This is a genomic window from Vibrio penaeicida, from assembly GCF_019977755.1.
Classification (GTDB): Bacteria; Pseudomonadota; Gammaproteobacteria; order Enterobacterales; family Vibrionaceae; genus Vibrio; species Vibrio penaeicida.
Genome location: NZ_AP025144.1, coordinates 3986694 through 4010095 on the forward strand (window position 1 = coordinate 3986694; position 23402 = coordinate 4010095).

Below are 23402 nucleotides of genomic sequence, written 5' to 3' on the forward strand. Positions count from 1 at the left end.
TCCCTACTCCTGATCCAGAATCGTCTGCCATTCTTGCTCGGACACCGGCATAATGGATAGGCGATTTCCTCTTTTAACCAAAGGTAATTCACTCAACTCGGGCAAAGACTTAAGCTTAGCCAGCGGAATCAGCCTATCGAGTTTACGAACAAATTCGATGTCCACCATAACCCAGCGTGGGTTATCGGGATCAGACTTGGGGTCGAAGTAGTCGCTTTTTGCATCAAACTGGAAATGGTCGGGATACGATTCTTTCGTCACTTTCGCAATTCCAGCCACACCAATATGTTTGCAAGATGAATGGTAGATAAACACCAAATCGCCGACTTTTATCTCATCTCGCATCATGTTACGCGCTTGATAATTGCGTACTCCCTCCCAACACGATACATTTTTCACCCGTAGAGTATCGATAGAAAACTCATCTGGTTCAGTTTTAAATAACCAATATGGCATATACTCAAACTCCCTCAAAATACTAGGTTCAGCGAGAATTGATTGGCTTTCAGGCAAGGCATCAATTTGAAGCTTTAGGGCACTAAATCGAGGATTGATAACGCAGTATGAAAGCCAAGCAAACTCGCCCTAGGGAGTTTATCTTTTACTTCATCTCATCGTCAAAGAACTTGAAAATGACGAGTCATTTCGCAGCGCCTCTAAATATGAAGAGTGGAAAGGCTTGAACTTAATCAGAAGATAAAACTCTGAATCCTGTATCTTGGGGGAGTTTGAGTATAATACTTCTCACATAATTCGAAGGCTGGCTTGAGGTTAATTTTAATGAAATCCCTGATTTTTTCGACTTTCATCGGTAGCGTGCTGATATTACAGGGCTGTGCACAAACAAAGGTGCCAGAAATCGAGCCTGAAAAGCCTACTCCTGTCACTATTGATCAGCCTGAAATCGTGCCACAAACGTTTATGTTGCATGGTGAAGTCGTATTAGGGCATGAAACTCGAACCATAGCCCCATGTGGCGGAAAACAGCAATACTGGCTGGATATTACACCAGAAGCATTCCAACGTATTCAAGGGTTAGTGGAGCGCCCATATCAACCGCTTTATGGCGAAATGATTGGCTACTTAGCCCCGCCACCTCAAGATGGCTTTGCCGCCGATTTTGCAGCGCGCTTCGTCGTAACGGGCATTAACCACGTTAGTGCACAATCTCCGTTGCGTTGTGCATCACCATTACACTCAACCTATGCCACAGGTAGCGAACCTTTCTGGAAAGCCACATTTGAGCAAGACCAAATCCAACTGGCTGTATTAGGTAAAGAGAGCCAATCCTACACGGTGAGAAAAACAGAAATTTCGCCACTAAAACGCACCTACCAGTTCGATAACGGTAATCTCGTATTCACTCGAGCACATTGTGTTGATACCAGCAGTGGGGATGTATTCAGTTGGTCTGCAACATTAAAGACCAAAAACAGCCAATATCTAGGCTGTGGGGCACTTTCTAATGGTGATTCTAGTCACGACTGGCTTGGAAGCTATCGCGCTACCAGTACAAAGAGCCAAGGGTTTTCAGTGCAATTGGAGCTCAACTCTGATCACAGCGCCAATACGCATTACCACTACAGCAATGGCGATCCGAGCACACAAGAAAAAGGATACTGGCAGCAGCTCAATCCGGATCAAATCAAAGTGACGATGACACACTACCAAAACCAACCTCTGCTTTCCGAGCGTATTTATACACGCTCAGGTTCGAGCCTAAAAGCGGTGAAAGAAAAAGTGAATGGCGTGGTATACCCCATTCAAGGGAATGGATTGGAACTGTTTGCCGACAGTCAGTCATACACCAGTGAATTGACAGCGTCCGACAATACCCCTAATCCTACGCTTAAAGAAGCCACGATCTCATCTTCTTCTGAATTTGATGCCAATGTCGATCAGGCGCTTCGTCAGTATTTCACGCTTCATAAAACCGACCCTGCCAACACGCGATACCGCTGGCTTAAGTACGATCTCAATCAAGATGGAAAACCAGAATTACTCACTTATCTTGATTGGTGTAATAATGCCGGTTGCACTCTTTTAATTTTTGAAGACAAAGGCAGTCTTTGGCGCTTTCATTCAAGAGTGACTCAAGTACAAACGCCTTTCAAAGTCAGCCAACACAACAAGCTTGGTTGGCATGATCTAGAGATGAACGTTAAAAACGCACAAGGTTCCAGCACACATACGCTGTCTTTCGATGGTATCAGTTACCCAATAAACCCGAGCAGTGCTCCAGAGCTTTGGTCTTCTTCTCAATCCGTTGTCACCCTTTTTGCTGACGGAAAAGCGCCGCAAAGCGGAGTACAAATGTAGCATGGCGGTAAAGAAGCAAATCATAGAAAGTTGTCGCGGTTGCGGTCTCACATTTAACTGTGTGTGCGACAGCCTACCTAGCCTGGTAGCAGATTGGGATTTGGTGCTTCTGACACACCCGAATGAAACTCGACGTGAAACCAACACAGGTCAATGGCTGCGTAAATCATTGGCGCAATGCCAAGTATTTGAGTGGAGCCGTACAAGCATTCCAGCGGAGTTGACGGCTATTTTGGAAAGCCCAAACCATCAACCCATTTTACTGTTTCCTAATGACAACAGCCGATTGTTAACGCCGACCGCGATTCAGGGTTGTTCAAAGCGCATCGTGTTTATTGTATTGGATGGCACATGGCAGGAAGCACAAAAAATGTATAACCGGAGCGATTGGCTTAAGGCGCTGCCTCACTGGCATATTCAAATGTCTGGAGATTCGTGTTATTCCCTTCGCAGAAATCAAACTTCAGGGCATTTTTGCACACTGGAGGTGGGTATCCATTTATTATCTCTATCTCATCGCACCACACTGCCTAACAACAATAGTAGTGAGCAGCTACAACAGTTTTTTGAACATTACCTAAATGTCTATCAAGCCGACAAAAGTGGGCATCAATGGAAAGGAAGCAATCATGACCAATAATCAAAGCAACCCGTTGATTGCACAATTTCACCGACAAAAATTGGCGTTTGAAGGTGAAAAGCATCCGAGTTTGAGTGAACGAAAACAACGACTCACAGCACTAAAAGAAGCGCTTCTTCATCATCAAGACGCGCTCTGTGAAGCGGCAGCAAAAGATTTTGGTGCAAAGCATCACTATGAAACGCTACTTACCGATATCCTCCCGTGCATTCAGCAAATTAAATATTCGCTGAAGCATCTAAAAAGCTGGATGAAGCCAGAAAGGCGTAAAACAGGATTAGTGCTGGCTTTGTCTAGCGTCCGAGTTCACCCCCAGCCTTTAGGTGTCATCGGGGTGATTGCGCCATGGAACTTTCCTGTGTTTATGTCGATAGGTCCATTGATTACTGCGTTGGCGGCAGGCAATCGAGTCATGATAAAAGTGAGCGAGTTTACCCCCAGAACCAACCAAGTCTTGATTAAGCTGCTTAAAAGTGTGTTTTCGTCGGAGCTCGTCCACATCGTGGAAGGGGATGCCACCATCGCTGCGCAATTTTCTTCCTTGCCCTTTGACCACCTACTGTTCACTGGCTCCACCGAAGTAGGACGAAAAGTCATGCAGTCCGCAGCGTCAAACTTAACACCAGTCACCTTAGAGTTAGGCGGAAAAAGCCCCGTTATTGTCGCTCCAGATATGGACATGAACGACGCGGTTGAGCGATTGGTCTATGGCAAAACGCTCAACTCTGGGCAGATTTGCGTGTCACCCGATTACGTTATGATTCCAGAAGGTAAGGCGAAAGAATTTGTCTTTGCTTATAAACATCACTTTGGTTACCTGTACCCCTCTGGTGTGAATTGCGAAAGCTACACCAGCATCATCAGCCAAGCGCATTTCGACCGCTTGCAATCATGGCTCGACGAAGCAGAGCAAGGTGGAGCATGGATTGAACCCGCCAACAAATACTCGGTAGACAGTAATCAACGTAAAATGGTCACTCAGTTAGTGATGGACGCACCGGAAGACAGCCAATTGATGCAAAACGAGATCTTCGGCCCAGTCTTGCCAATTGTGGCGTATAAATCCCTTGATGACGCCATTCAATACGTAAATCAAAGACCAAAACCGTTGGCGCTTTATGTCTTTTCCCACGATAAAAACAGTGTCAGTAAAGTGTTGGAAAAAACACAATCAGGTGGTGCGTGTGTGAACGACACTATATTGCAAGTTGTGGCAGAAGATGCACCGTTTGGCGGCGTCGGGACATCAGGAATGGGCAGCTATCACGGAAAAGAAGGGTTCCTGACGTTCAGCAACCAGCGCACTGTCGTGGCTCGAAAAAAACTGTACCCAACTAGAATGATTCACCCACCGTTTCGCAGCATCCACCAGCTAGTGCGTAAGTGGCTCCTTCGCTAACAAACCTTAGCTTTGGATAACAAAGGGGAAGGCTCGGCCAAATAAAACCCTTGCAAGTAATCGACCCCCAGGTCTTCCGCCACGCGGCAGACCTGCTCGTTGTGCACGAACTCCGCAACTGTTTTGGCTTCAAATACATGGCAAAGCTGGACTAGCTGCATGGCAATTTGGCGCTGCCTTCGGTCTTTATCTATATTTCGAATGATACTGCCATCCAATTTAATGGTATCGGGTTCGAGTTTGATGATTTCATCAATATTTGAATAACCAGAGCCAAAGTCATCAACAACAATCTTTGCGCCGAGCTGCTTGAAGTGGTTACACACTTCTCTCATTCGGCTGTAGTCTTTGATTTGTTCGGTTTCTAAAACCTCTATCCCAACTCGTGCTGGATTCACCATTTTCTGCAAAGCGCTTTCAAGCAAATACAGAGTTTTGTCACTCATCAAATCCTGTGGAGACAAATTGATGGAGAACGATCCTTCACGATGGGACATCAACTCAAAGACACTCGTGAGCATTTGCCGGCTGAGTCGGGTGTATATGTGCGTCCCCTCGATAACAGGGAGAAATTTCCCTGGGGGAATGATTTGGTTGCCTTCTTGAATTCGAACCAAACACTCTTCAGACACTTTCTTGTGGCTATGGGCAGCAAATATGGGTTGAGAATAGGCAACGACCTTATGATTCAATACCGCTCGACTCACCGACGACAGCCAATTCAATTGCTCTTGTCGGTTTTCTTCTTCTTTCTCAAGTAACTTTGCGTTACACATGTGTCGATTGTTTTTCATGCCATGGCGACGAGCTTCAATCGATTTAATCAAAAGCTCTTCGACTCTTGCTTGCGGAAAATCACGACGACTGACCAAACCTCCACATATCGAAACCGATAAACAATCCAATTCAGGTAAGCCAAAAGGTTCAAAATTCACATGTTCTATCTCGTCCACCAGCTCGGTAAATAAGTGGCGAATATACAGCCCTGTATGGTGAGATGAAAAAACCGCAGCCCACTCGCCTACCCCTATGCTGTACAGTTCAGAGTCTCCGCCAAATCGTTGCCAAAGTTGTTCTTTGAAGTATTGGCTCAGATCACCGAGTAGCTGGTCACCTACCTTATACCCATATTTTTCATTCACTTGGCTAAAGTTAGCGAGTTTTATCGTTAGAAGGTGTTCATTTGTTTTGATCGACGCCAATCGTTCTTTCAATACAGAGCGATTGGGTAAACCCGTTCGTCTGTCATGGCGGTAACTTTCTGTTAGTCGATGTGCTTGCACCAGTAATTCGTGTTCCATGTTTTCCTGCATATCGTCGACATCGGCGATGGCATTACGTATCAAGGAAAACAAAGGCGACATTTGATGTTGAAAGCGATCTTGCTGGATGGCATCTATTTGCGTTGCAACTTCATGTTCACGCATGGCTAAATACGTCAAACTATGATGCATAATGGTTTGATGGTTAACATCACGGTACAACTCACCCAAACAATACACGCCACTGACTTTTGCAACCGATGCAAATGGGCTGATTTCATCGAACCCATCCACGAATTCCAGTCTCGATGAACAGTTGTAGATAAACAGGCTTTCTGGTTTATTCACGTCGAGCTGGCGTGCACCGACTCGAACCTGTTCTTCGGTAAGCGAAGGGTGGTTGTAGCAGAATCGAACTTCATCTCCTACACGCCACTGAGTATCAAACTCTATTGCCCCATCATCCAGCTGTCGAACAGGAATTTGCACTTTTTGCTGACTCGCTTCGCCTTTCATTAATGGGAAATCATAAAGCTGTTCGAAAGGAACTGGGTTGCCATCGGCTAGATATCGGTCATAGATTTGTTGAACAGGAATACCATCTAATTCGTAAAGTGCGCCGTTCTTGGCAGAAGACACTCGAAACTTTCGACCAATTGGATTCCATTCAGCGTAACAGCCACGCCAAACTTGAAGTTTAGGATTATGAAGGGCAACAGCAACGCATGCTTGTCGATGAATTTGGTCGTTCCATAACACCCAACGCCCAAACAAATTAGGCTGCGACAAACCACCGGCAACGGGCAACTCAAATGTCAGTTCATTAAATGCACCAAACACCTCATAATCTTGAGAGCCAAAAAGTAGGGTGTCTTGATCATTAACTTGCTCTGCAAAGCAGATGACTGCTTTGGTCTCTTCGCTTACATTCAAATGCTCGATAAGCTCTTCACCATCTTGCTGAGCATTCCCAGTGTACTGCACCAGACAAGATGTCAAACGTGTTTCGGCTAGCTCGGTGATCACAACCAATGTGCCGAGATTAATAATACTTCCATCTTTAATGCAATGACTGGTACTTTGACCCAGAATAGTACTGTGTGGAAAACGCTGTTTCATCAGTCGGCTATATTCAACAACAAGCTCAGGAGATTGCGTAGAAAAGATTTGTATTAGATGGTTTGCGTTTGGGTCTGGCGAGTAGCTTAATACCTCAGCCTGTAGCTGACTGAGATCTTGAGCCAAAATCGAATGACATTGCATATTACAAATTATTAACAGAACGTGATTTTTGCCACTATAACGTTAGCATTCCTCTAGAAAACACGCATCGGATCAACTTTTTATCAATTAGCTAATAATATTTCAGTTTTTAGTGATAACGCTCCAATTTTTTTGCGACCAAGTGAAAGGCAAGCACAACAAAACAATAACTCTAGCGTAAGTGTGCACTCACAATCCATCTATGCAAGTGATACCACTATATATTGAGTAAGTAGCTCAATCGGGTCACTTCAATATCGGGGAGTACTCGCATTTTCTTTGAGGTGATGGTGTTACACGCCTGATCATTGAACCAACATGCGACAAATCCATTTTCTTTTGCACCCAAAACATCACTCACGGGATGATCGCCTACATGTAATATTTCACTGGGTTTCAAACCTAAAAACGACACCGCTTTGTCGAACATCTCGCGATGCGGTTTTGCTTCGCCGTCGGGTCCCGCTTTCAGTACCTGTGAAAAATACTGATCTAACCCTATTCTTTCAGGGTAAACATTGCCATTGGTAATCGCGACCAAAGGCATACGTTTGGATAGCTGACGTAGGACTTGGTGTGTTTCGTCTGTAATGTCTATCTGATGCCGCCAATAAAGCACCTGTTCCATGATTTTATCGATGATGCCGGGGATATCCGCTTCGTCATATCCAACATGCGTTAAACCCAACGCTAACTGCGCTCGGCGAAGTAACGTCACATCACTAGCCAAATTTGGATTGTTGACTCTGGCAAGATACTTAAACGTCAGCCAGTCGTCTTTGGTTATCAATTGACATTTAGGGTAATGGTGTGCAATCCATTGATAGACTTCTGATTCCAACCTCAGTATGACTGGTCTGTTGTCGTACAGCGTATCGTCCAAATCAAATGTCATGGCTTTAATAGTGGGAATACTACGGTAAACGCGCATCAGTCGTCCTTATTGCTCGAGTCTTTCTTACGTGCCCTTGGGTGTGCCTTATCATAAGCCGTTGCCAAGTGCTGAAAATCAAGGTGAGTATATATTTGGGTGGTAGAGATGTTCTCGTGCCCAAGCAGCTCTTGTACCGCACGTAAATTACCACTGGATTCAAGCATATGAGTGGCAAAAGAGTGTCTGAGTTTGTGTGGGCTGATATGACTCGCGACAGATTGCTTTTGTCCCCACTCCGCCATCCGCTTTTGCACGTTTCGATGAGAAATCCGCACGCCCAGTTTCGATACAAAGAGCGCGGGTTCATCTGAGGATGCCAGTTCTCCTCGCATTTTGAGCCAGTTTTTTACCCACTCTTTCGCCATACCAGAAAAAGGCACTTTTCGTTCTTTGTCACCTTTACCGACAACGCGTAGCTCCCCTTTGGACATCGATATATGTTTAACATCGATACTCACCAATTCAGCTAAACGCAAACCGGCACCATACATCAGCTCCATCATGGCACGGTCACGCACCGACAGTGGATCGTTCTCATCCACTTCGAGTAGCTGACCAACTTCATCCACATCTAAGTTCTTCGGCAATGGGCGCTGTTTACGTGGAGCAGACACTCCCTTTGCGGGGTTTGCTTGCATCTCACCGCGCAATATTAAGAAATCAAAGAACGAACGGAGTGAAGATAGTCGAGTTGCGATGCTGCTGGCTTTCATGCCATCTCGCATGCCTTTACTGGCTAACTGGCGAACCCAAGCTGCATCGACTTGAGACCAATTATTTAGCCCCAAAGAAACAAGATGTTCGGCCATGCTATGAAGTTGAAGTTTGTAATTACGCTGAGTGTGGAGGCTAAGCCCTCGCTCGCTTCTTAAAAATTCAAAGAAACGATCGAGAGGCTTTTGAATATCACTGGGAAGAGGTGCGTTGGACATGGGTTTTCTCATCAGACTGCCATGAAAGGTTTTCTACCAAATGGCTGACCACCAGCGTCAAATGACGTAAAAATAAGGTGTCCATGTTCGGTTGAAAATGACCGCCGTCGTCACTGGAAAAGGCAATGATTCCCAACGGCTTCTTTCTGATTATAGGCAAGACTGCAAATGAACCGAGCTCTGGGACAGAGTCATCGGAAAACAGCAATGCACGATCCGTCTGCTTCATGCGTCCCAAAAAGGCGTCTTTCCCATTAAAGTGATTCGTCGCAAAACGCTGGTACTGCTCTTGTTCCAAATGATGGTTCTTATCTGGACATTCAAAAATTTTCATCCAGCCCTTCAAGCCTAAGTCTTTGGATTTTTGCTCAATGCAATGCGCAACTTGAGTCAAGTTGTCACAATTAAGCACCTGTTGCTGCAAATCCATAAACTCGTGAAACGTGCGATCATTGTTCGCCGCAAGTGACATAAGCTGAGTGATTTCTTCTTCCAATTCTTCAATGCGTTGACGATGGCGATTCAGCTGAACTTCGACCAATGAAACCGCACCTTGTTGTTGGTGTGGAATCGATAAGCGACCAACCAGCTCTGAACGGTGCTGGAAAAAATCAGGGTTATCTTGCAGATATTCGGCAACAATTTCAGCCGTGAGTGCATCCGCTTCTGGATAAGACAAAACGTTTCCTTTTTAGAACATCGGGCTCTGTAGACCCTAACAGCTTAATTGACCGTCAAACACGTGGGTTGCTGGTCCAGTCATATACAGTGGCTTGCCGGGTCCCTGCCAGCGAATTTTTAAATCGCCTCCAGGTAAATGTACGGTGACTTCTTCATCAAGTAAGCCCTGCACAATACCAACGGCAACAGCCCCACAAGCACCACTTCCGCAAGCCTGAGTTTCCCCTGCTCCGCGTTCGTACACTCGCAAATTGACTTCATTGCGGGATACAACCTGCATAAAGCCAGCATTTACTCGCTCAGGGAAGCGTTCATGTGATTCCAGAAGAGGTCCTAAATTATCGACGTCGGCCGTGGATATATCATCAACGACGGTAACCACATGGGGATTACCCATACTTACGGCACCACAAAATAGAGTTTGGTCATCAGCACGCAGAATGTAGGTTTTCTCTTTTTGCTTGGCTTTAAATGGAATTTTAGAAGGTTCAAAAACAGGTTCGCCCATATTGACCGTAACCTGATCGCCATCTTCAATATTGAGCACCATTTTGCCTTTCTTGGTGCTGACGCCTATCGCGTGTTTATTGGTTAAGCCTTTCATTCTGACAAAACGAGCAAAACAACGCGCGCCATTACCACATTGCTCCACTTCGCTACCATCCGCATTGAAAATACGATAATGGAAGTCGGTTTCTGGATCGTAAGGCGCTTCAACCACCAGCAGCTGATCGAACCCAATTCCGGTATAACGATCCGCCAATCGGCGGATCAAATCCGGAGAGAAAAACACATTTTGGGTAATGCAATCCACAACCATGAAGTCGTTACCCAATCCGTGCATTTTAGAAAAATGAAAGTGCATGTGTTTTACATTACTCCGGTAACACTTGTTCCAGTTCCCACAAGCTGCTCAACTCTTCACGTTGACGAACTAAGTGGCTTTGTTTGCCATCAACCATAACTTCCGCAGCTCGTGCACGTGTGTTGTAGTTAGAAGACATCACGAATGCGTAAGCGCCGGCACTGCGAACCGCAAGCAAGTCACCTTGCTCCAGAACCAAAGCTCGGTCTTTACCTAAGAAGTCACCAGTCTCGCAAATCGGACCAACCAAATCATAGTTGGTTGCCTCACCCTCACGCGGTACAACAGGAACGATATCTTGCCATGCTTGATACAGTGCAGGGCGGATCAAGTCGTTCATTGCGGCATCAATAATCGCAAAGTTTTTGTGTTCGGTATGTTTTAGGAATTCAACCTGCGTCAGCAATACACCTGTATTTGCAGCAATCGCACGACCTGGTTCGAAAATCAGCTCCAAGTCAGAGTGGTTCGTTAATCTGCCTAATAATGCTTTGGCGTAATCAGAAGGCTCCGGTGGTAGTTCATCTTTGTATACCACGCCTAAGCCACCACCTACATCAAGGTGCTTAACTTCTATTCCTTCTGCTTTTAGCTGATCAATCAAGCCAAGCAAACGATCGACTGCGTCGATAAAAGGTTCGATATCCGTTAGCTGGGAGCCGATATGACAATCAATACCTTGAATATCTAGGCTATCAAGCGTTTGAGCAAACTTGTAAACGCGCAACGCTTGATCGAAGGCGATACCAAATTTGTTTTCTAGCAAACCTGTAGAAATGTATGGGTGAGTATTAGCGTCTACATCGGGATTAATTCGCAATGAGATTGGTGCTACAACACCCAGCTCTTTCGCTACCTTATTGAGTAGCTCTAGCTCTGGCTCTGACTCGACATTGAAACATTTGATATTCAGTTGCAGCGCACGGCGCATTTCGTCCGCGGTTTTACCCACACCAGAAAAAACAATTTTTGCAGGATCGCCACCAGCAGCGATAACACGCTCTAATTCGCCACGAGATACAATATCAAAACCAGAACCCAGTCTGGCCAATACGTTCAGCACACCTAAGTTGGAGTTTGCTTTCACGGCATAACACACTAGGTGGGGATGATCACCCACTGATTTATCAAACGCGTTCCAATGGCGTTCCAACGTTGCACGTGAGTATACGTATAATGGCGTTCCATATTGATTCGCCAATTCAGTTAATGAGACGTCCTCAGCCCAAAGCTGACCATCATCCTGATAATTAAAGTAATCCAATGTTGTATCCCTGTATTCTTTTATTGCTATTGCGTTTGTTCGTTTTGCTCGGAGTCACTTGGTAAGTAAAGCGCTCCAGTCTGTCCACACCCGGCAAGACCGAGTACCACAAACATTAAAAGTGCCGTGATTGACTTTTTCATGCTGCAATTCGTGATAAATAATTCAATGCCCCCTATAATCGCACCACACTCAGGAAAAGCAATAGGATATAAGAGATGAACGATACTGAATTTCATCAATTAGTGGATGAGCAGCTGCAAACTATCGAAGAAGCCATAGATGATTCAGGCGCGGACATCGATTATGAAACGTCGGGTAACGTTATGACCCTAGAATTTGAAAACCGCTCTCAGATAATCATCAACCGACAAGAGCCTATGCACGAGATTTGGCTTGCTTCAAAATCGGGTGGTTTCCACTTCAAATTACAAGGTAGTGAATGGATTTGCTCGAAGACAGGTATTGAGCTGATCGCCATGGTAAAAGAAGAGTGTGAAAAGCACGCACAAGAATCGATAGATTGGGTATAAACCCAAATACGAGCAATGCAAAAAAGGAGCGCTAAGCGCTCCTTTTTAAGATCTGGGGAAACTCATTCTTTCATGCATTCACTGCATTATTCGAACGATTCTGTGGTGAAGAGTCGCTGCGATAAGGCACAACGTAAGGGTCACCATCTTCAGGATTGATGATTTGATAATACTGAGGCAAGTTAAAATTGATAAACTTGGCGCTAATTTCGAGTTCATCCTGATTTGACGTATAGAAGCGGTTAACGTTACTGATCATCTCGTCTTTGTCACCGCTAAACTGGTGATAAACTTCCACTCGGTTCGCTTCATCCAACACATAGATATTAAAACCTTTAACAGTGTCTTCGAAGAAAAACTGAATCAAGCCCTCGCTGGCAAAACTATCGACGACATCTGGCATCTGATAATCCTGCTCTTTGTCGAGCATCATCAACGGCGAACCTTTCAGTTTATTGGTCGAAATACTGCTGTAGAAATCAACAGAATTTTCAAGCTTCTGAACTGAAACACCACGGCGCTCAAAAAACAACCCATACATTTGTTCGCCAATTCGAATGGCTTTAAAGCGACGACGTTTCTCTTGCTCTACAGGCTTCAAACGTAACTCTATGCACTCAGCCAAAAGCTGGTACACCATGTTACGCATAACACCCCGCAAATTTTTGCTATAACAAAATACGTCGACTGATTCTGGCGGCAACGCATCTTGGTGCATTTTTCCTAGGACGGTTTTTAAAGCATCCAAGATCGCCGTTTCACCCGTGAAATGTAATGTTCGAACTTCATGCCATGAATTGCGATACACCAAGTCTACACTGCCGACTAAGCTTCGGTGCTCTTCTCCAAAACTAAAAATATCAATATCTTTCAAGTCAACTTTGAGCGATTTGCCCTTCAATTCAACAGTAGGGTCGTTTTCAAAATTGATGAACATGGCGAGCTGACTAATTTCACAGGGGCTACCCAGAGCTTCCATTGTAGGACGACGTTTGTGCAACGAGAACGTGTTACGCAAATCACTGACCATTTGGTAGAACTTATCGATATCTAATTCCGCTTCTCGCACTACGGAGTGCAAACGCGTCGACTCGGTTATCAAACCATTAAAGAAAGACCACGCGACCAATTTACTCAGGTATTCATTATGTTCTAGGTATTTTTGACCAATGATGGCGCTTGGATCTAAAGGCTGTTTATAAAGATACCAACCTTGTTTATTTGTTCGACCAGGTGATACTTGAATAAAACTTAAATCAGCCTCGTGCAAATCAGGAGAAATCTGAGGATTGAGTAAGGTAACCTTGCCAGGTAACACCTCAAAAGCAGCGTAAAGCTTACGCGCAAGTATGCTGATGTCTTGCGGGCTGATGGCTGAAGTAATGTCGTTTCGACGCGCAAACTGAATTAAGTTGCGATAACTCAGCATCAGAGCATCCAGCAATTCGTGGTGAACCACTTTCACTTGCTCGACTTTCCAATTGCGGCGGTCATCCAGCTCTTCAACCACACTGTCTGACCACTGCCAACGCTTCACCATGTCGCCCAGAGCTTCTCGTCGCCATGCGACCGACCCTACTCCGGGTTCACGTGATAGCTTTTCGTGAGTTTTTAAATAAAAACAGCGACGAACCAAATCTAAACGGCGCTGATCATTCACTCGCTCTAAATAGCGCGTGACTTTCTCAAGCATCAAATAATACGCATCCATTCCGTAGAGATCGGGCTCATGAGAAAAGAATCGGCGCTTAGAATCAATACAAAGGAGGCGAGTTGCTGGGTATTCCCAAGAATAGGCTTCCAGAAGAATCGCTTTTAAAACCGATTTATACGGCGAATCGATACTTTTGTATAACTGCCACAAATTGGAGCCAAAATATTCTTCAGCAGGAATGCGATCGAGCTGACCAAAATCGATCCACTCATTACGATCTATCTCACCATTTTTGACGAGCTTTTCAACGTAATCATCATACGCTTCCTCCATTTCTGGAGGCACAACTTGCCAAAGTAATCTTTGTCCAGCCAGCCTTACGGCAGAACGGTAAAACTCATCAAGCAATAACAAGTGTTGTGAGGAACCACAGTTGTCCCCTGTCATCTCTTCCGAGCGATTGCTTCGAAAACGCTCTTCATCCATCAGAAAAAAGTTGGCTTCTACGCCTAAGTTTTTTGCCCAATCGGTGATCAATAAGCACTTATTGGTCAAATTATCTCTGTCGTGTTTGGGCATCGATGGCGATACACACACCCAGACATCCAAATCGCTAGATGTACTCTGTCCGATAGAGGACGTACTGCCCATGGTGTAGAGCGCTAGAATTCCAGGTTCGTTTGATGTTTCCAACGATTCGCCTAGCGTCAGCTCCGTATCATCAACAAACTGCTGCTGTGTTTGATTTAATGAGAAGCCCAAAATGCCATAGGGAACGTGACTTTCGAGATAACCAGGAATGGACGGATGATTAAAGTGAAGGAGAGCAGGCAGTAAATGGAATACGCGTTGACTTTGCGTATCCATCAGAGCCAATGCTCGATCAATACGCTGCTGATTCAACAAATCCAATCTGTGAACAAGAGTTTCGGTAAATGCCTGCAAGGGGGTGATTCCTTGATATGTAAGTTAAATTGATGTTTTTGTTCAAAGTGCATTCACAATCGCCACAAAAACGTGATCAATTTAACACTTTAATGTTCAAGGGTAAAGAATAAGCGTATATCCTGAACTCCTGCTTTCTTCCTTTTCCTACATATTGCCCTGCCGCATTAAGTGTCATCCCTTCTACCATATAGTAATAATAGACCTAAGAACATTTGAGATCCCGATCACATATATTTTTCTTAATATCGAGATCGATAGCCACACAGACTATAGGTGTGACGAAACAGTAATACTTTACTAAGCACAGTGGTAGGATTAGCGCATCCGATTGACCTATATGGAAACATTATGTCCGAAAGAGCTCCCATTCGCATCGCAACGAGAAAAAGTCCACTTGCCCTTTGGCAGGCACATTTCGTCAAAGATTCTTTGCAAGCGGCACACCCAGGTTTAGACGTTGAGTTGGTAACCATGGTTACCAAGGGAGACATTATCTTGGACACCCCTCTTGCGAAGGTGGGTGGTAAAGGGTTATTCGTCAAAGAGCTCGAAGTGGCGATGCTAGAAGGTCGTGCCGACCTCGCTGTTCACTCGATGAAAGACGTCCCAGTAGATTTTCCTGAAGGTTTAGGGCTGGTTACAATTTGCGAACGAGAAGATCCACGTGATGCTTTCGTATCCAACACATTCGCTTCCATTGACGACCTACCGCAAGGTGCTGTCGTTGGAACTTGCAGTTTACGCCGTCAATGTCAGTTGAAAGAATACAGACCAGACCTCCATATCAAAGAGCTTCGGGGTAATGTCGGAACTCGATTAGGCAAGCTGGACGCGGGGGAATACGATGCAATCATTCTCGCAGCGGCGGGGCTAAAGCGTCTGAAATTGGAAGAGCGCATACGCAGTGTCATTGAACCAGAACAATCACTTCCGGCGGTTGGGCAGGGAGCAGTGGGTATCGAGTGTCGGTTAGACGACGACCACCTAATTAAGTTATTGGAGCCTTTGAATCACCCGGAAACGGCGAATAGAGTTGCTGCAGAGCGTGCAATGAACTTGACTCTCGAAGGTGGGTGTCAGGTTCCAATTGGTAGCTACTCTCTTATCAATGGTGATGAGATCTGGCTGAGAGCACTTGTTGGTGAACCCGATGGTTCCAAAGTCGTGCGCGGAGAGATTAAAGGTCCCGTCGTTAAAGCGCATGAGTTGGGTGTCACCCTAGCGAATCAACTTCTTGACCAAGGTGCAAAAGATATTCTGGAGCGCCTATATCAGGATCATGAATAAGTCGGCTTTATGGCGGTATTAGTCACCCGGCCGGGACAAGATGGCATCGAGTTGTGTGAAGCGATTCAAGCGCAGCACACTGATGCCATACATCACCCACTCATTCAATTCCAATCTTCTGACGATATCCAATCACTACCTAGTAAGCTTCACAACGCCGATATTGTTATCGCCGTCAGCCAACACGCTGTTCATTACACTCAAGAAATACTCAAAGAACAGCAAGCCAAGTGGCCAGCGAGCGTGTCATACCTTGCCATTGGTCAAAAAACCGCATACAAATTAGGCAAAGTGACCCAACAAAAAGTACACTATCCGACAATCAGCGATAGTGAACACTTTCTGCAATTGCCTCAATTACAAAACGTTTCTCAGCTTTCTATAGTGATTTTGAGGGGGAACAGTGGCAGAGAGTTGATTTTTGAATCGCTGTCGAATAAGAATGCGAGTGTCGAATATGCAGAAGTTTATCAACGACACCCAATTCCTTTTAATTCGGAAGATTCTATTCAATATTGGCGTAGCCGCAATGTTGATACTTTGATTCTCACGAGTAGCGAACAACTCAGCTACCTAGAGCAATCAATGTCGAAAATTCAAAAAGATTGGCTACATACTTTAAGCCTTTTAGTGCCAAGCCAACGGATAGCTATTCTCGCCAGAGAGCTGGGATATCAAAATATCGTGAATACAGGCAGCGCAGCAAATTCGGACTTGCTGAATGCAGTTAGCAAGAAATAAAACAGGACAAGAGCATGGTAAGTAAAAAAAACAACAACGAGCACATTGAACCTGAAGAAACAAAAGAAGAGACAGCAGAACCGACGGAAACGGTAACGGAATCTTCACAAAATAAAGAAGCCGACAAACCTCAAGTCAAAGAACATGAGCCTGTTAAGTTTGAAGAAAAACAGGGCAAGAGAGGCGTCAAGCTTGGTACGATTGCGATCATTCTTTCGCTTATATTTGGAGGTGGTCTTACCTACCTTATTCAGCAAAAGACACAGCAACAAGAACAAGAAATAGCCAAGCTAAAAGCGCAATTTAAAGCAACCCAAACGAACCTAGCTCAAGAGTTAGATTCCGTTAAAAGCGAAACAGCCGCTCTCAACCGTCACACGGTTAACCGCACCAAAGTAGAGCTTGAACAACAACAAAAGAGCATCGAAAGCCTTCAACTCGCCTTAGCCGATGTAAAGGGACGTCGACCAAATGACTGGCTGCTAGCCGAATCCGATTATTTGGTGAAACTGGCAGGTAGAAAGTTGTTCTTAGAACACGATATTGTTAGCGCAACCAAATTGATGGAAAGTGCTGACCAGCGCATTGCAGCGCTTAATGACCCTAGCTTGGTTCCTTTAAGAAGAGCAATGGCAAATGACATCACCAATTTACGAGCACTGCCATTAATCGACCGAGACGGCTTGGTCATTGCATTAACTAGCTTGCAACTTCAAGTCGATGGTTTACCTCTCGCTAATGCCATTCTTCCTGAAGCGCCAGTAGTTGAGCAACAAGAAGTCTCAACCGATATCAATGACTGGCAGCAAAATTTGATGACATCCTTAGGCGAGTTTTCTGAGCAATTCATTACCTTCCGCACTCGAGATGGCAATGTTATCCCCCTTCTGTCACCAGAACAGCATTTCTACTTGCGTGAAAATATTAAGGCGAAGCTAGAAACGGCGATGAAAGGTGTATACACCGAACAAGGAGAAGTTTTCTCCACGGCACTAAAAGTCGCTCATGAATGGTCAACGCAATTCTTTAATTTGGATGATCCCGCTGTTCAGAAATTTAACCAACGTATAGCCGCTTTGGGCAAACAAAACATCCAAGTAAATTACCCAGTAAAATTGGAAACACAGGAACTCCTTTCTGACGTTATTTCAGAGCGCTTGCGCCGAGAGATGACCACCATTATTACGGAGGAGGCTAAATGATTCGTGCAATTTTTCTATTCGTAATTCTAGGAATAGGCCTCTACGCCGGAACTCAGTTTTCTGGACAGCAAGGATATGTCTTAATTTCTATTGCCGACAAAACAATAGAAATGAGCGTGACTACCCTGGTGATTTTTATCATTGGCATTCTTGCTGCGCTATTTGGTTTGGAATACCTCATTAAGAAACTCCTTTATACCAGCAGTGCGACTTGGAATTGGTTTAGTGTACGCAAGATGAAACGAGCTCGTCGCTATACAAACGAGGGCATCATCATGCTTTTAGAAGGTGATTGGAAAGGAGCCGAGAAAAAAGTCACCCGCTGGGCAAATCATCACGACATGCCAATGCTTTGTTATCTCGTTGCTTCAGAAGCCGCGCAAGGGCTTGGTGACAAGAGTAAACGCGATCACTACTTAGGCTTAGCTTCAAAACAAGAAAACTCAGATCTTGCTGTAGAGCTGACAAGAGCGAAGCAGCTAGTAAGAGACTCTCAGTATGAATTGGCTTTAGATACCCTGCATTCACTACGCGATCGCTACACTGGTAATCCCATTGTGGCAGAGCTTCTTAAAACCGTTTATGAAGAACTGGCGCTATGGCAGAACACCATTGATCTATTGCCACAACTAAAGAAAGCTAAGCTCATTGACCCAATAGAACACGACTCTTTGATGTTGAAAGCACAATGCGGGTTACTTGCCGACGTTGCCCAACAAAAAGGCAGCGAAGGCTTACTTGCTTATTGGAATGGACTCCCTAAAAAGGCTCGTCAGGGCGAAACACTTGTCCATTGCCTATTAGAGCAACTTATCGAGCGTAAAGCCGATTCGCAAGCCTATATCATCGTACGGGATAGATTGAAAAAGCAACCAGACGACAAACTCTATTCACTTATCTCTGAAATGAACTTACCAGACCTGCACCCAGCAGTTGTTCTTCTTCAAGGAGCACTGCAAAAGGATGGTGAAAGCGCTATTGTCCACAGTACACTTGCCCAATTACTGATGCGCCAGGAAAACTGGTCTGAGGCACAGCATCACTTCGAGCAAGCACTGAAGTTACGACAAGACATTTCAGATTACGCTTATTTAGCTGACGTCTTAGAGAAGCAGCAACTAACGCAAGCAGCTGGAGACGTCTCTCGTAAGGCACTTTCGTTGATAGACAATAAGTCTTAATCTAAACATCTGATTCGTATTCTTAAAGCCAGCGATAAGTCGCTGGCTTTGTTTTTTCTAACTATCGCTCTATTCGCCCTCTCGTCTGCAAATCCAAATTATACTCCTTCCACTATCAAATTCGGCTAATCCAACAATACGCTCTACGAACGCTACTTATTATTAAGAGCCAAAGGCAGCCAGTAGTTAAAATCCATTCGTCTGCAGGTCGGATAAACCTCTTCAAACGAAGATTGCTAGTGAATGCTTTTGAATAGAGGTAAGTGGTAAGGCTCTCACACGACCGGGGCTCGTTCGGCCGTAGGTCGAATATGCCTTTCCTAAACGCAAAAAACCTCAGCATTTCTGCTGAGGTTTCTTAAATAAATGGCGGAGTGGCTGGGGTCGCACACGACCGGGACTCGTTCGACCGTAGGTCGAATATACCTTCCCTAAACGCAAAAACCTCAGTATTTCTGCTGAGGCATCTCAAATAAATGGCGAAGTGGCTGGGGTCGCACACGACCGGGACTCGTTTGACCGTAGGTCAAATATACCTTTCCTAAACGCAAAAAACCTCAGCACTTCTGCTGAGGTTTCTCAAATAAATGGCGGATTGGCTGGGGTCGCATACGACCGGGACTCGTTCGAACGTGGGACGAATATACCTTTCTTAAATAAATGGCGGAGTGGCTGGGGTCGCACGCAACCGGGACTCGTTCGACCGCAGGTCGAATATACCTTCCCTAAATACAAAAAACCTCAGCATGTCTGCTGAGGTTTCTTAAACAAATGGCGGAGTGGACGGGACTCGAACCCGCGACCCCCGGCGTGACAGGCCGGTATTCTAACCAACTGAACTACCACTCCGCAGTGGTATCTCTTACTAAATAAAGTCTTATGGTTAGATTGCTTTATTTAGTTTTGCCTTCAGATTTTTCAAAATCTGAAAACAAGGAAACAAGCCTGGCGATGTCCTACTCTCACATGGGGAAACCCCACACTACCATCGGCGCTATTGCGTTTCACTTCTGAGTTCGGCATGGAGTCAGGTGGGTCCACAACGCTATGGTCGCCAAGCAAATTCTTAATCTGGAAAGCTGTTTTTTTAGTTCTGATTCTTACACATTCAATCTGTTCTTATCTGAGCCCACAAAACCCCTTGGGTGTTGTATGGTTAAGCCTCACGGGCAATTAGTACAGGTTAGCTCAACGCCTCACAACGCTTACACACCCTGCCTATCAACGTTCTGGTCTCGAACAACCCTTTAGGACACTTAAAGTGTCAGGGAAGACTCATCTCAGGGCTCGCTTCCCGCTTAGATGCTTTCAGCGGTTATCGATTCCGAACTTAGCTACCGGGCAATGCCATTGGCATGACAACCCGAACACCAGAGGTTCGTCCACTCCGGTCCTCTCGTACTAGGAGCAGCCCCCTTCAATCTTCCAACGCCCACGGCAGATAGGGACCGAACTGTCTCACGACGTTCTAAACCCAGCTCGCGTACCACTTTAAATGGCGAACAGCCATACCCTTGGGACCGACTTCAGCCCCAGGATGTGATGAGCCGACATCGAGGTGCCAAACACCGCCGTCGATATGAACTCTTGGGCGGTATCAGCCTGTTATCCCCGGAGTACCTTTTATCCGTTGAGCGATGGCCCTTCCATTCAGAACCACCGGATCACTATGACCTGCTTTCGCACCTGCTCGAATTGTCATTCTCGCAGTCAAGCGGGCTTATGCCATTGCACTAACCACACGATGTCCAACCGTGTTTAGCCCACCTTCGTGCTCCTCCGTTACTCTTTGGGAGGAGACCGCCCCAGTCAAACTACCCACCAGGCACTGTCCTCACCCCAGATAATGGGGCCAAGTTAGAACATCAAAGCTACAAGGGTGGTATTTCAAGGACGGCTCCACCATATCTAGCGACATGGTTTCAAAGCCTCCCACCTATCCTACACATGTAGGTTCAATGTTCAGTGCCAAGCTGTAGTAAAGGTTCACGGGGTCTTTCCGTCTAGCCGCGGGTACACTGCATCTTCACAGCGATTTCAATTTCACTGAGTCTCGGGTGGAGACAGCGTGGCCATCATTACGCCATTCGTGCAGGTCGGAACTTACCCGACAAGGAATTTCGCTACCTTAGGACCGTTATAGTTACGGCCGCCGTTTACCGGGGCTTCGATCAAGAGCTTCGTCCGAAGACTAACCCCATCAATTAACCTTCCGGCACCGGGCAGGCGTCACACCGTATACGTCATCTTACGATTTTGCACAGTGCTGTGTTTTTAATAAACAGTTGCAGCCACCTGGTATCTGCGACTCCTAATAGCTCCATCCGCGAGGGACTTCACCGTCAAGAGCGTACCTTCTCCCGAAGTTACGGTACCATTTTGCCTAGTTCCTTCACCCGAGTTCTCTCAAGCGCCTTGGTATTCTCTACCCGACCACCTGTGTCGGTTTGGGGTACGATTCCTTACAATCTGAAGCTTAGAGGCTTTTCCTGGAAGCATGGCATCAATGACTTCACTGCCGTAGCAGCTCGACGTCGTGTCTCAGCCTTAATGACGGTCCGGATTTACCTAAACCATCAGCCTACGCACTTGAACCTGGACAACCATCGCCGGCCCACTTAGCCTTCTCCGTCCCCCCATCGCAATTGTAAGAAGTACGGGAATATTAACCCGTTTCCCATCGACTACGCTTTTCAGCCTCGCCTTAGGGGTCGACTTACCCTGCCCCGATTAACGTTGGACAGGAACCCTTGGTCTTCCGGCGAGGGAGTTTTTCACTCCCTTTATCGTTACTCATGTCAGCATTCGCACTTCTGATACCTCCAGCAGCCCTTACAGACCACCTTCAACGGCTTACAGAACGCTCCCCTACCCCGCAATCAAAAGATTGCAGCCGCAGCTTCGGTTTACTACTTAGCCCCGTTACATCTTCCGCGCATACGACTCGACCAGTGAGCTATTACGCTTTCTTTAAATGATGGCTGCTTCTAAGCCAACATCCTGGCTGTCTGAGCCTTCCCACATCGTTTCCCACTTAGTAGTAATTTGGGACCTTAGCTGGCGGTCTGGGTTGTTTCCCTCTCCACGACGGACGTTAGCACCCGCCGTGTGTCTCCGGATAGTACTTACTGGTATTCGGAGTTTGCAAAGGGTTGGTAAGTCGGGATGACCCCCTAGCCTTAACAGTGCTCTACCCCCAGTAGTATTCGTCCGAGGCGCTACCTAAATAGCTTTCGGGGAGAACCAGCTATCTCCAGGTTTGATTGGCCTTTCACCCCTAGCCACAAGTCATCCGCTAATTTTTCAACATTAGTCGGTTCGGTCCTCCAGTTGATGTTACTCAACCTTCAACCTGCCCATGGCTAGATCACCTGGTTTCGGGTCTATATCCAGAGACTGAACGCCCAGTTAAGACTCGGTTTCCCTACGGCTCCCCTAAACGGTTAACCTTGCCACTGAATATAAGTCGCTGACCCATTATACAAAAGGTACGCAGTCACACCACAAAGGTGCTCCTACTGCTTGTACGTACACGGTTTCAGGTTCTATTTCACTCCCCTCACAGGGGTTCTTTTCGCCTTTCCCTCACGGTACTGGTTCACTATCGGTCAGTCAGTAGTATTTAGCCTTGGAGGATGGTCCCCCCATATTCAGACAGGATATCACGTGTCCCGCCTTACTCGATTTCACTCAATGTGCGTTGTCGGTTACGGGGCTATCACCCTGTATCGCGTCCCTTTCCAGAGACTTCACCTGACGCACAAAAAGCTTAAGGGCTAACCCAATTTCGCTCGCCGCTACTTTCGGGATCTCGGTTGATTTCTCTTCCTCGGGGTACTTAGATGTTTCAGTTCCCCTGGTTTGCCTCCTGCTGCTATGTATTCACAACAGGATACTTACTTATGTAAGTGGGTTTCCCCATTCGGAAATCGTAGACTCAAGTGGCTTTTACTGCCTAATCTACGCTTATCGCAAGTTAATACGTCCTTCGTCGCCTCTGACTGCCAAGGCATCCACCGTGTACGCTTAGTCACTTAACCATACAACCCCAAAAGGTTTCTGTATGGCAAACAACCAAGGTTTATCGTTGTCTCTTTATTATGAGCGAGACAACACTTCGATTTTGCCGGACTCAAATATGTTTTCACTTTCGTGAAAACCCAAGAACACTTGAATGTGTGTTGGTACCTAAATGAACAAGTCATCTAGGATTTGAGAACTTTTAATTTGAATAACAACGCTTATCCGTAGATAAGGGGATTGTTGTTATTCGTCAGCTTTCCAAATTGTTAAAGAG

Annotated in this window: 17 protein-coding genes, 1 tRNA gene and 2 rRNA genes; 8 read left to right on the forward strand and 12 right to left on the reverse strand. The window is 45.8% G+C overall.

All coding sequences use genetic code 11. The features are described 5' to 3' along the window. Positions 1-3 precede the first annotated feature (3 nt). A complete protein-coding gene (locus LDO37_RS17790; RefSeq protein WP_126609446.1) occupies positions 4-456 on the reverse strand; it encodes an EVE domain-containing protein in 453 nt (150 codons plus the stop codon). 324 nt (positions 457-780) lie between these two features. Here LDO37_RS17790 and LDO37_RS17795 point away from each other — a divergent pair, with 324 nt between their 5' ends. The 3 genes from LDO37_RS17795 to LDO37_RS17805 are packed head-to-tail and all read left to right on the forward strand — an operon-like array spanning position 781 to position 4358. After that, positions 781-2319, forward strand: a complete 1539-nt coding sequence (locus tag LDO37_RS17795) for a hypothetical protein (RefSeq protein WP_126609445.1) — start codon at positions 781-783, stop codon at positions 2317-2319. Between the two features lies 1 nt (position 2320). Continuing rightward, positions 2321-2959 (forward strand): tRNA-uridine aminocarboxypropyltransferase, encoded by a 639-nt coding sequence (locus LDO37_RS17800; protein WP_126609444.1) that lies wholly within the window; start codon positions 2321-2323, stop codon positions 2957-2959. Then, positions 2949-4358 (forward strand): coniferyl aldehyde dehydrogenase, encoded by a 1410-nt coding sequence (locus LDO37_RS17805; protein WP_101115639.1) that lies wholly within the window; start codon positions 2949-2951, stop codon positions 4356-4358. Before LDO37_RS17800 ends, LDO37_RS17805 begins: the two co-directional genes overlap by 11 nt. Here the strand turns inward: LDO37_RS17805 and LDO37_RS17810 are convergent. From LDO37_RS17810 to lptM, 7 genes are all read right to left on the reverse strand, one after another. Next, on the reverse strand, positions 4355-6883 hold the full coding sequence (locus LDO37_RS17810) for a bifunctional diguanylate cyclase/phosphodiesterase (RefSeq protein ID WP_126609443.1): 2529 nt from the start codon (positions 6881-6883) through the stop codon (positions 4355-4357). The two genes, LDO37_RS17805 and LDO37_RS17810, sit on opposite strands and share 4 nt — an antisense overlap. 217 nt (positions 6884-7100) lie before the next feature. Beyond that, complete coding sequence (gene yigB, locus LDO37_RS17815; RefSeq protein ID WP_126609442.1) at positions 7101-7814, reverse strand: 5-amino-6-(5-phospho-D-ribitylamino)uracil phosphatase YigB; 714 nt, start codon at positions 7812-7814, stop codon at positions 7101-7103. Then, the gene (xerC, locus tag LDO37_RS17820) at positions 7814-8749 is read right to left on the reverse strand and encodes a tyrosine recombinase XerC (RefSeq protein WP_101115636.1); all 936 of its coding nucleotides are present in this window, start codon (positions 8747-8749) and stop codon (positions 7814-7816) included. The genes yigB and xerC overlap by 1 nt, the downstream gene beginning before the upstream one ends. Then, positions 8724-9428: a DUF484 family protein gene (locus LDO37_RS17825; protein ID WP_126609441.1), complete on the reverse strand. Its 705-nt coding sequence runs from the start codon at positions 9426-9428 to the stop codon at positions 8724-8726. The genes xerC and LDO37_RS17825 overlap by 26 nt, the downstream gene beginning before the upstream one ends. 36 nt (positions 9429-9464) lie before the next feature. Then, positions 9465-10295: a diaminopimelate epimerase gene (dapF, locus tag LDO37_RS17830; RefSeq protein WP_126609440.1), complete on the reverse strand. Its 831-nt coding sequence runs from the start codon at positions 10293-10295 to the stop codon at positions 9465-9467. 10 nt (positions 10296-10305) lie between these two features. Then, complete coding sequence (gene lysA, locus LDO37_RS17835; RefSeq protein ID WP_101115633.1) at positions 10306-11559, reverse strand: diaminopimelate decarboxylase; 1254 nt, start codon at positions 11557-11559, stop codon at positions 10306-10308. Between the two features lie 26 nt (positions 11560-11585). Beyond that, positions 11586-11702 (reverse strand): LPS translocon maturation chaperone LptM, encoded by a 117-nt coding sequence (gene lptM, locus LDO37_RS30395; RefSeq protein WP_411757107.1) that lies wholly within the window; start codon positions 11700-11702, stop codon positions 11586-11588. 75 nt (positions 11703-11777) lie between these two features. Between lptM and cyaY the strand changes: the two genes are divergently transcribed. Continuing rightward, positions 11778-12092 carry an iron donor protein CyaY gene (gene cyaY / locus LDO37_RS17845; RefSeq protein WP_101115631.1) on the forward strand — a complete coding sequence of 105 codons (315 nt, stop codon included), beginning with the start codon at positions 11778-11780 and terminating at the stop codon, positions 12090-12092. Between the two features lie 70 nt (positions 12093-12162). On the opposite strand, the gene LDO37_RS17850 is transcribed toward cyaY, so the two are convergent. Further along, positions 12163-14691, reverse strand: coding sequence for a class I adenylate cyclase (locus tag LDO37_RS17850; RefSeq protein ID WP_126609439.1), 2529 nt, complete (start codon positions 14689-14691; stop codon positions 12163-12165). Between the two features lie 351 nt (positions 14692-15042). On the opposite strand from LDO37_RS17850, the gene hemC reads away from it, so the two are divergent. From hemC to LDO37_RS17870, 4 genes are read left to right on the forward strand one after another with little or no spacing between them, the layout of a single operon-like run. Next, positions 15043-15981, forward strand: a complete 939-nt coding sequence (hemC, locus tag LDO37_RS17855) for a hydroxymethylbilane synthase (RefSeq protein ID WP_126609438.1) — start codon at positions 15043-15045, stop codon at positions 15979-15981. Between the two features lie 9 nt (positions 15982-15990). Then, complete coding sequence (locus LDO37_RS17860; RefSeq protein WP_126609437.1) at positions 15991-16722, forward strand: uroporphyrinogen-III synthase; 732 nt, start codon at positions 15991-15993, stop codon at positions 16720-16722. A gap of 14 nt (positions 16723-16736) precedes the next feature. Further along, positions 16737-17924 carry a uroporphyrinogen-III C-methyltransferase gene (locus LDO37_RS17865; RefSeq protein ID WP_126609436.1) on the forward strand — a complete coding sequence of 396 codons (1188 nt, stop codon included), beginning with the start codon at positions 16737-16739 and terminating at the stop codon, positions 17922-17924. After that, the gene (locus LDO37_RS17870) at positions 17921-19105 is read left to right on the forward strand and encodes a heme biosynthesis protein HemY (RefSeq protein ID WP_126609435.1); all 1185 of its coding nucleotides are present in this window, start codon (positions 17921-17923) and stop codon (positions 19103-19105) included. The genes LDO37_RS17865 and LDO37_RS17870 overlap by 4 nt, the downstream gene beginning before the upstream one ends. Before the next feature lie 772 nt (positions 19106-19877). Here LDO37_RS17870 and LDO37_RS17875 read toward each other — a convergent pair. From LDO37_RS17875 to LDO37_RS17885, 3 genes are all read right to left on the reverse strand, one after another. Continuing rightward, positions 19878-19954, reverse strand: a tRNA-Asp gene (locus tag LDO37_RS17875). Positions 19955-20048: 94 nt separating this feature from the next. Continuing rightward, a 5S ribosomal RNA gene (gene rrf / locus LDO37_RS17880) occupies positions 20049-20164 on the reverse strand. 93 nt (positions 20165-20257) lie between these two features. Continuing rightward, positions 20258-23145 (reverse strand): 23S ribosomal RNA (locus LDO37_RS17885). Positions 23146-23402: the final 257 nt, after the last annotated feature.

Coding starts and splice junctions, on each gene's coding strand:
- LDO37_RS17790 (WP_126609446.1), bottom strand. CDS start 456: ATGCCATATTGGTTATTTAAAACTGAACCAGATGAGTTTTCTATCGAT.
- LDO37_RS17795 (WP_126609445.1), top strand. CDS start 781: ATGAAATCCCTGATTTTTTCGACTTTCATCGGTAGCGTGCTGATATTA.
- LDO37_RS17800 (WP_126609444.1), top strand. CDS start 2,321: ATGGCGGTAAAGAAGCAAATCATAGAAAGTTGTCGCGGTTGCGGTCTC.
- LDO37_RS17805 (WP_101115639.1), top strand. CDS start 2,949: ATGACCAATAATCAAAGCAACCCGTTGATTGCACAATTTCACCGACAA.
- LDO37_RS17810 (WP_126609443.1), bottom strand. CDS start 6,883: ATGCAATGTCATTCGATTTTGGCTCAAGATCTCAGTCAGCTACAGGCT.
- yigB (WP_126609442.1), bottom strand. CDS start 7,814: ATGCGCGTTTACCGTAGTATTCCCACTATTAAAGCCATGACATTTGAT.
- xerC (WP_101115636.1), bottom strand. CDS start 8,749: ATGTCCAACGCACCTCTTCCCAGTGATATTCAAAAGCCTCTCGATCGT.
- dapF (WP_126609440.1), bottom strand. CDS start 10,295: ATGCACTTTCATTTTTCTAAAATGCACGGATTGGGTAACGACTTCATG.
- lptM (WP_411757107.1), bottom strand. CDS start 11,702: ATGAAAAAGTCAATCACGGCACTTTTAATGTTTGTGGTACTCGGTCTT.
- cyaY (WP_101115631.1), top strand. CDS start 11,778: ATGAACGATACTGAATTTCATCAATTAGTGGATGAGCAGCTGCAAACT.
- hemC (WP_126609438.1), top strand. CDS start 15,043: ATGTCCGAAAGAGCTCCCATTCGCATCGCAACGAGAAAAAGTCCACTT.
- LDO37_RS17860 (WP_126609437.1), top strand. CDS start 15,991: ATGGCGGTATTAGTCACCCGGCCGGGACAAGATGGCATCGAGTTGTGT.
- LDO37_RS17865 (WP_126609436.1), top strand. CDS start 16,737: ATGGTAAGTAAAAAAAACAACAACGAGCACATTGAACCTGAAGAAACA.
- LDO37_RS17870 (WP_126609435.1), top strand. CDS start 17,921: ATGATTCGTGCAATTTTTCTATTCGTAATTCTAGGAATAGGCCTCTAC.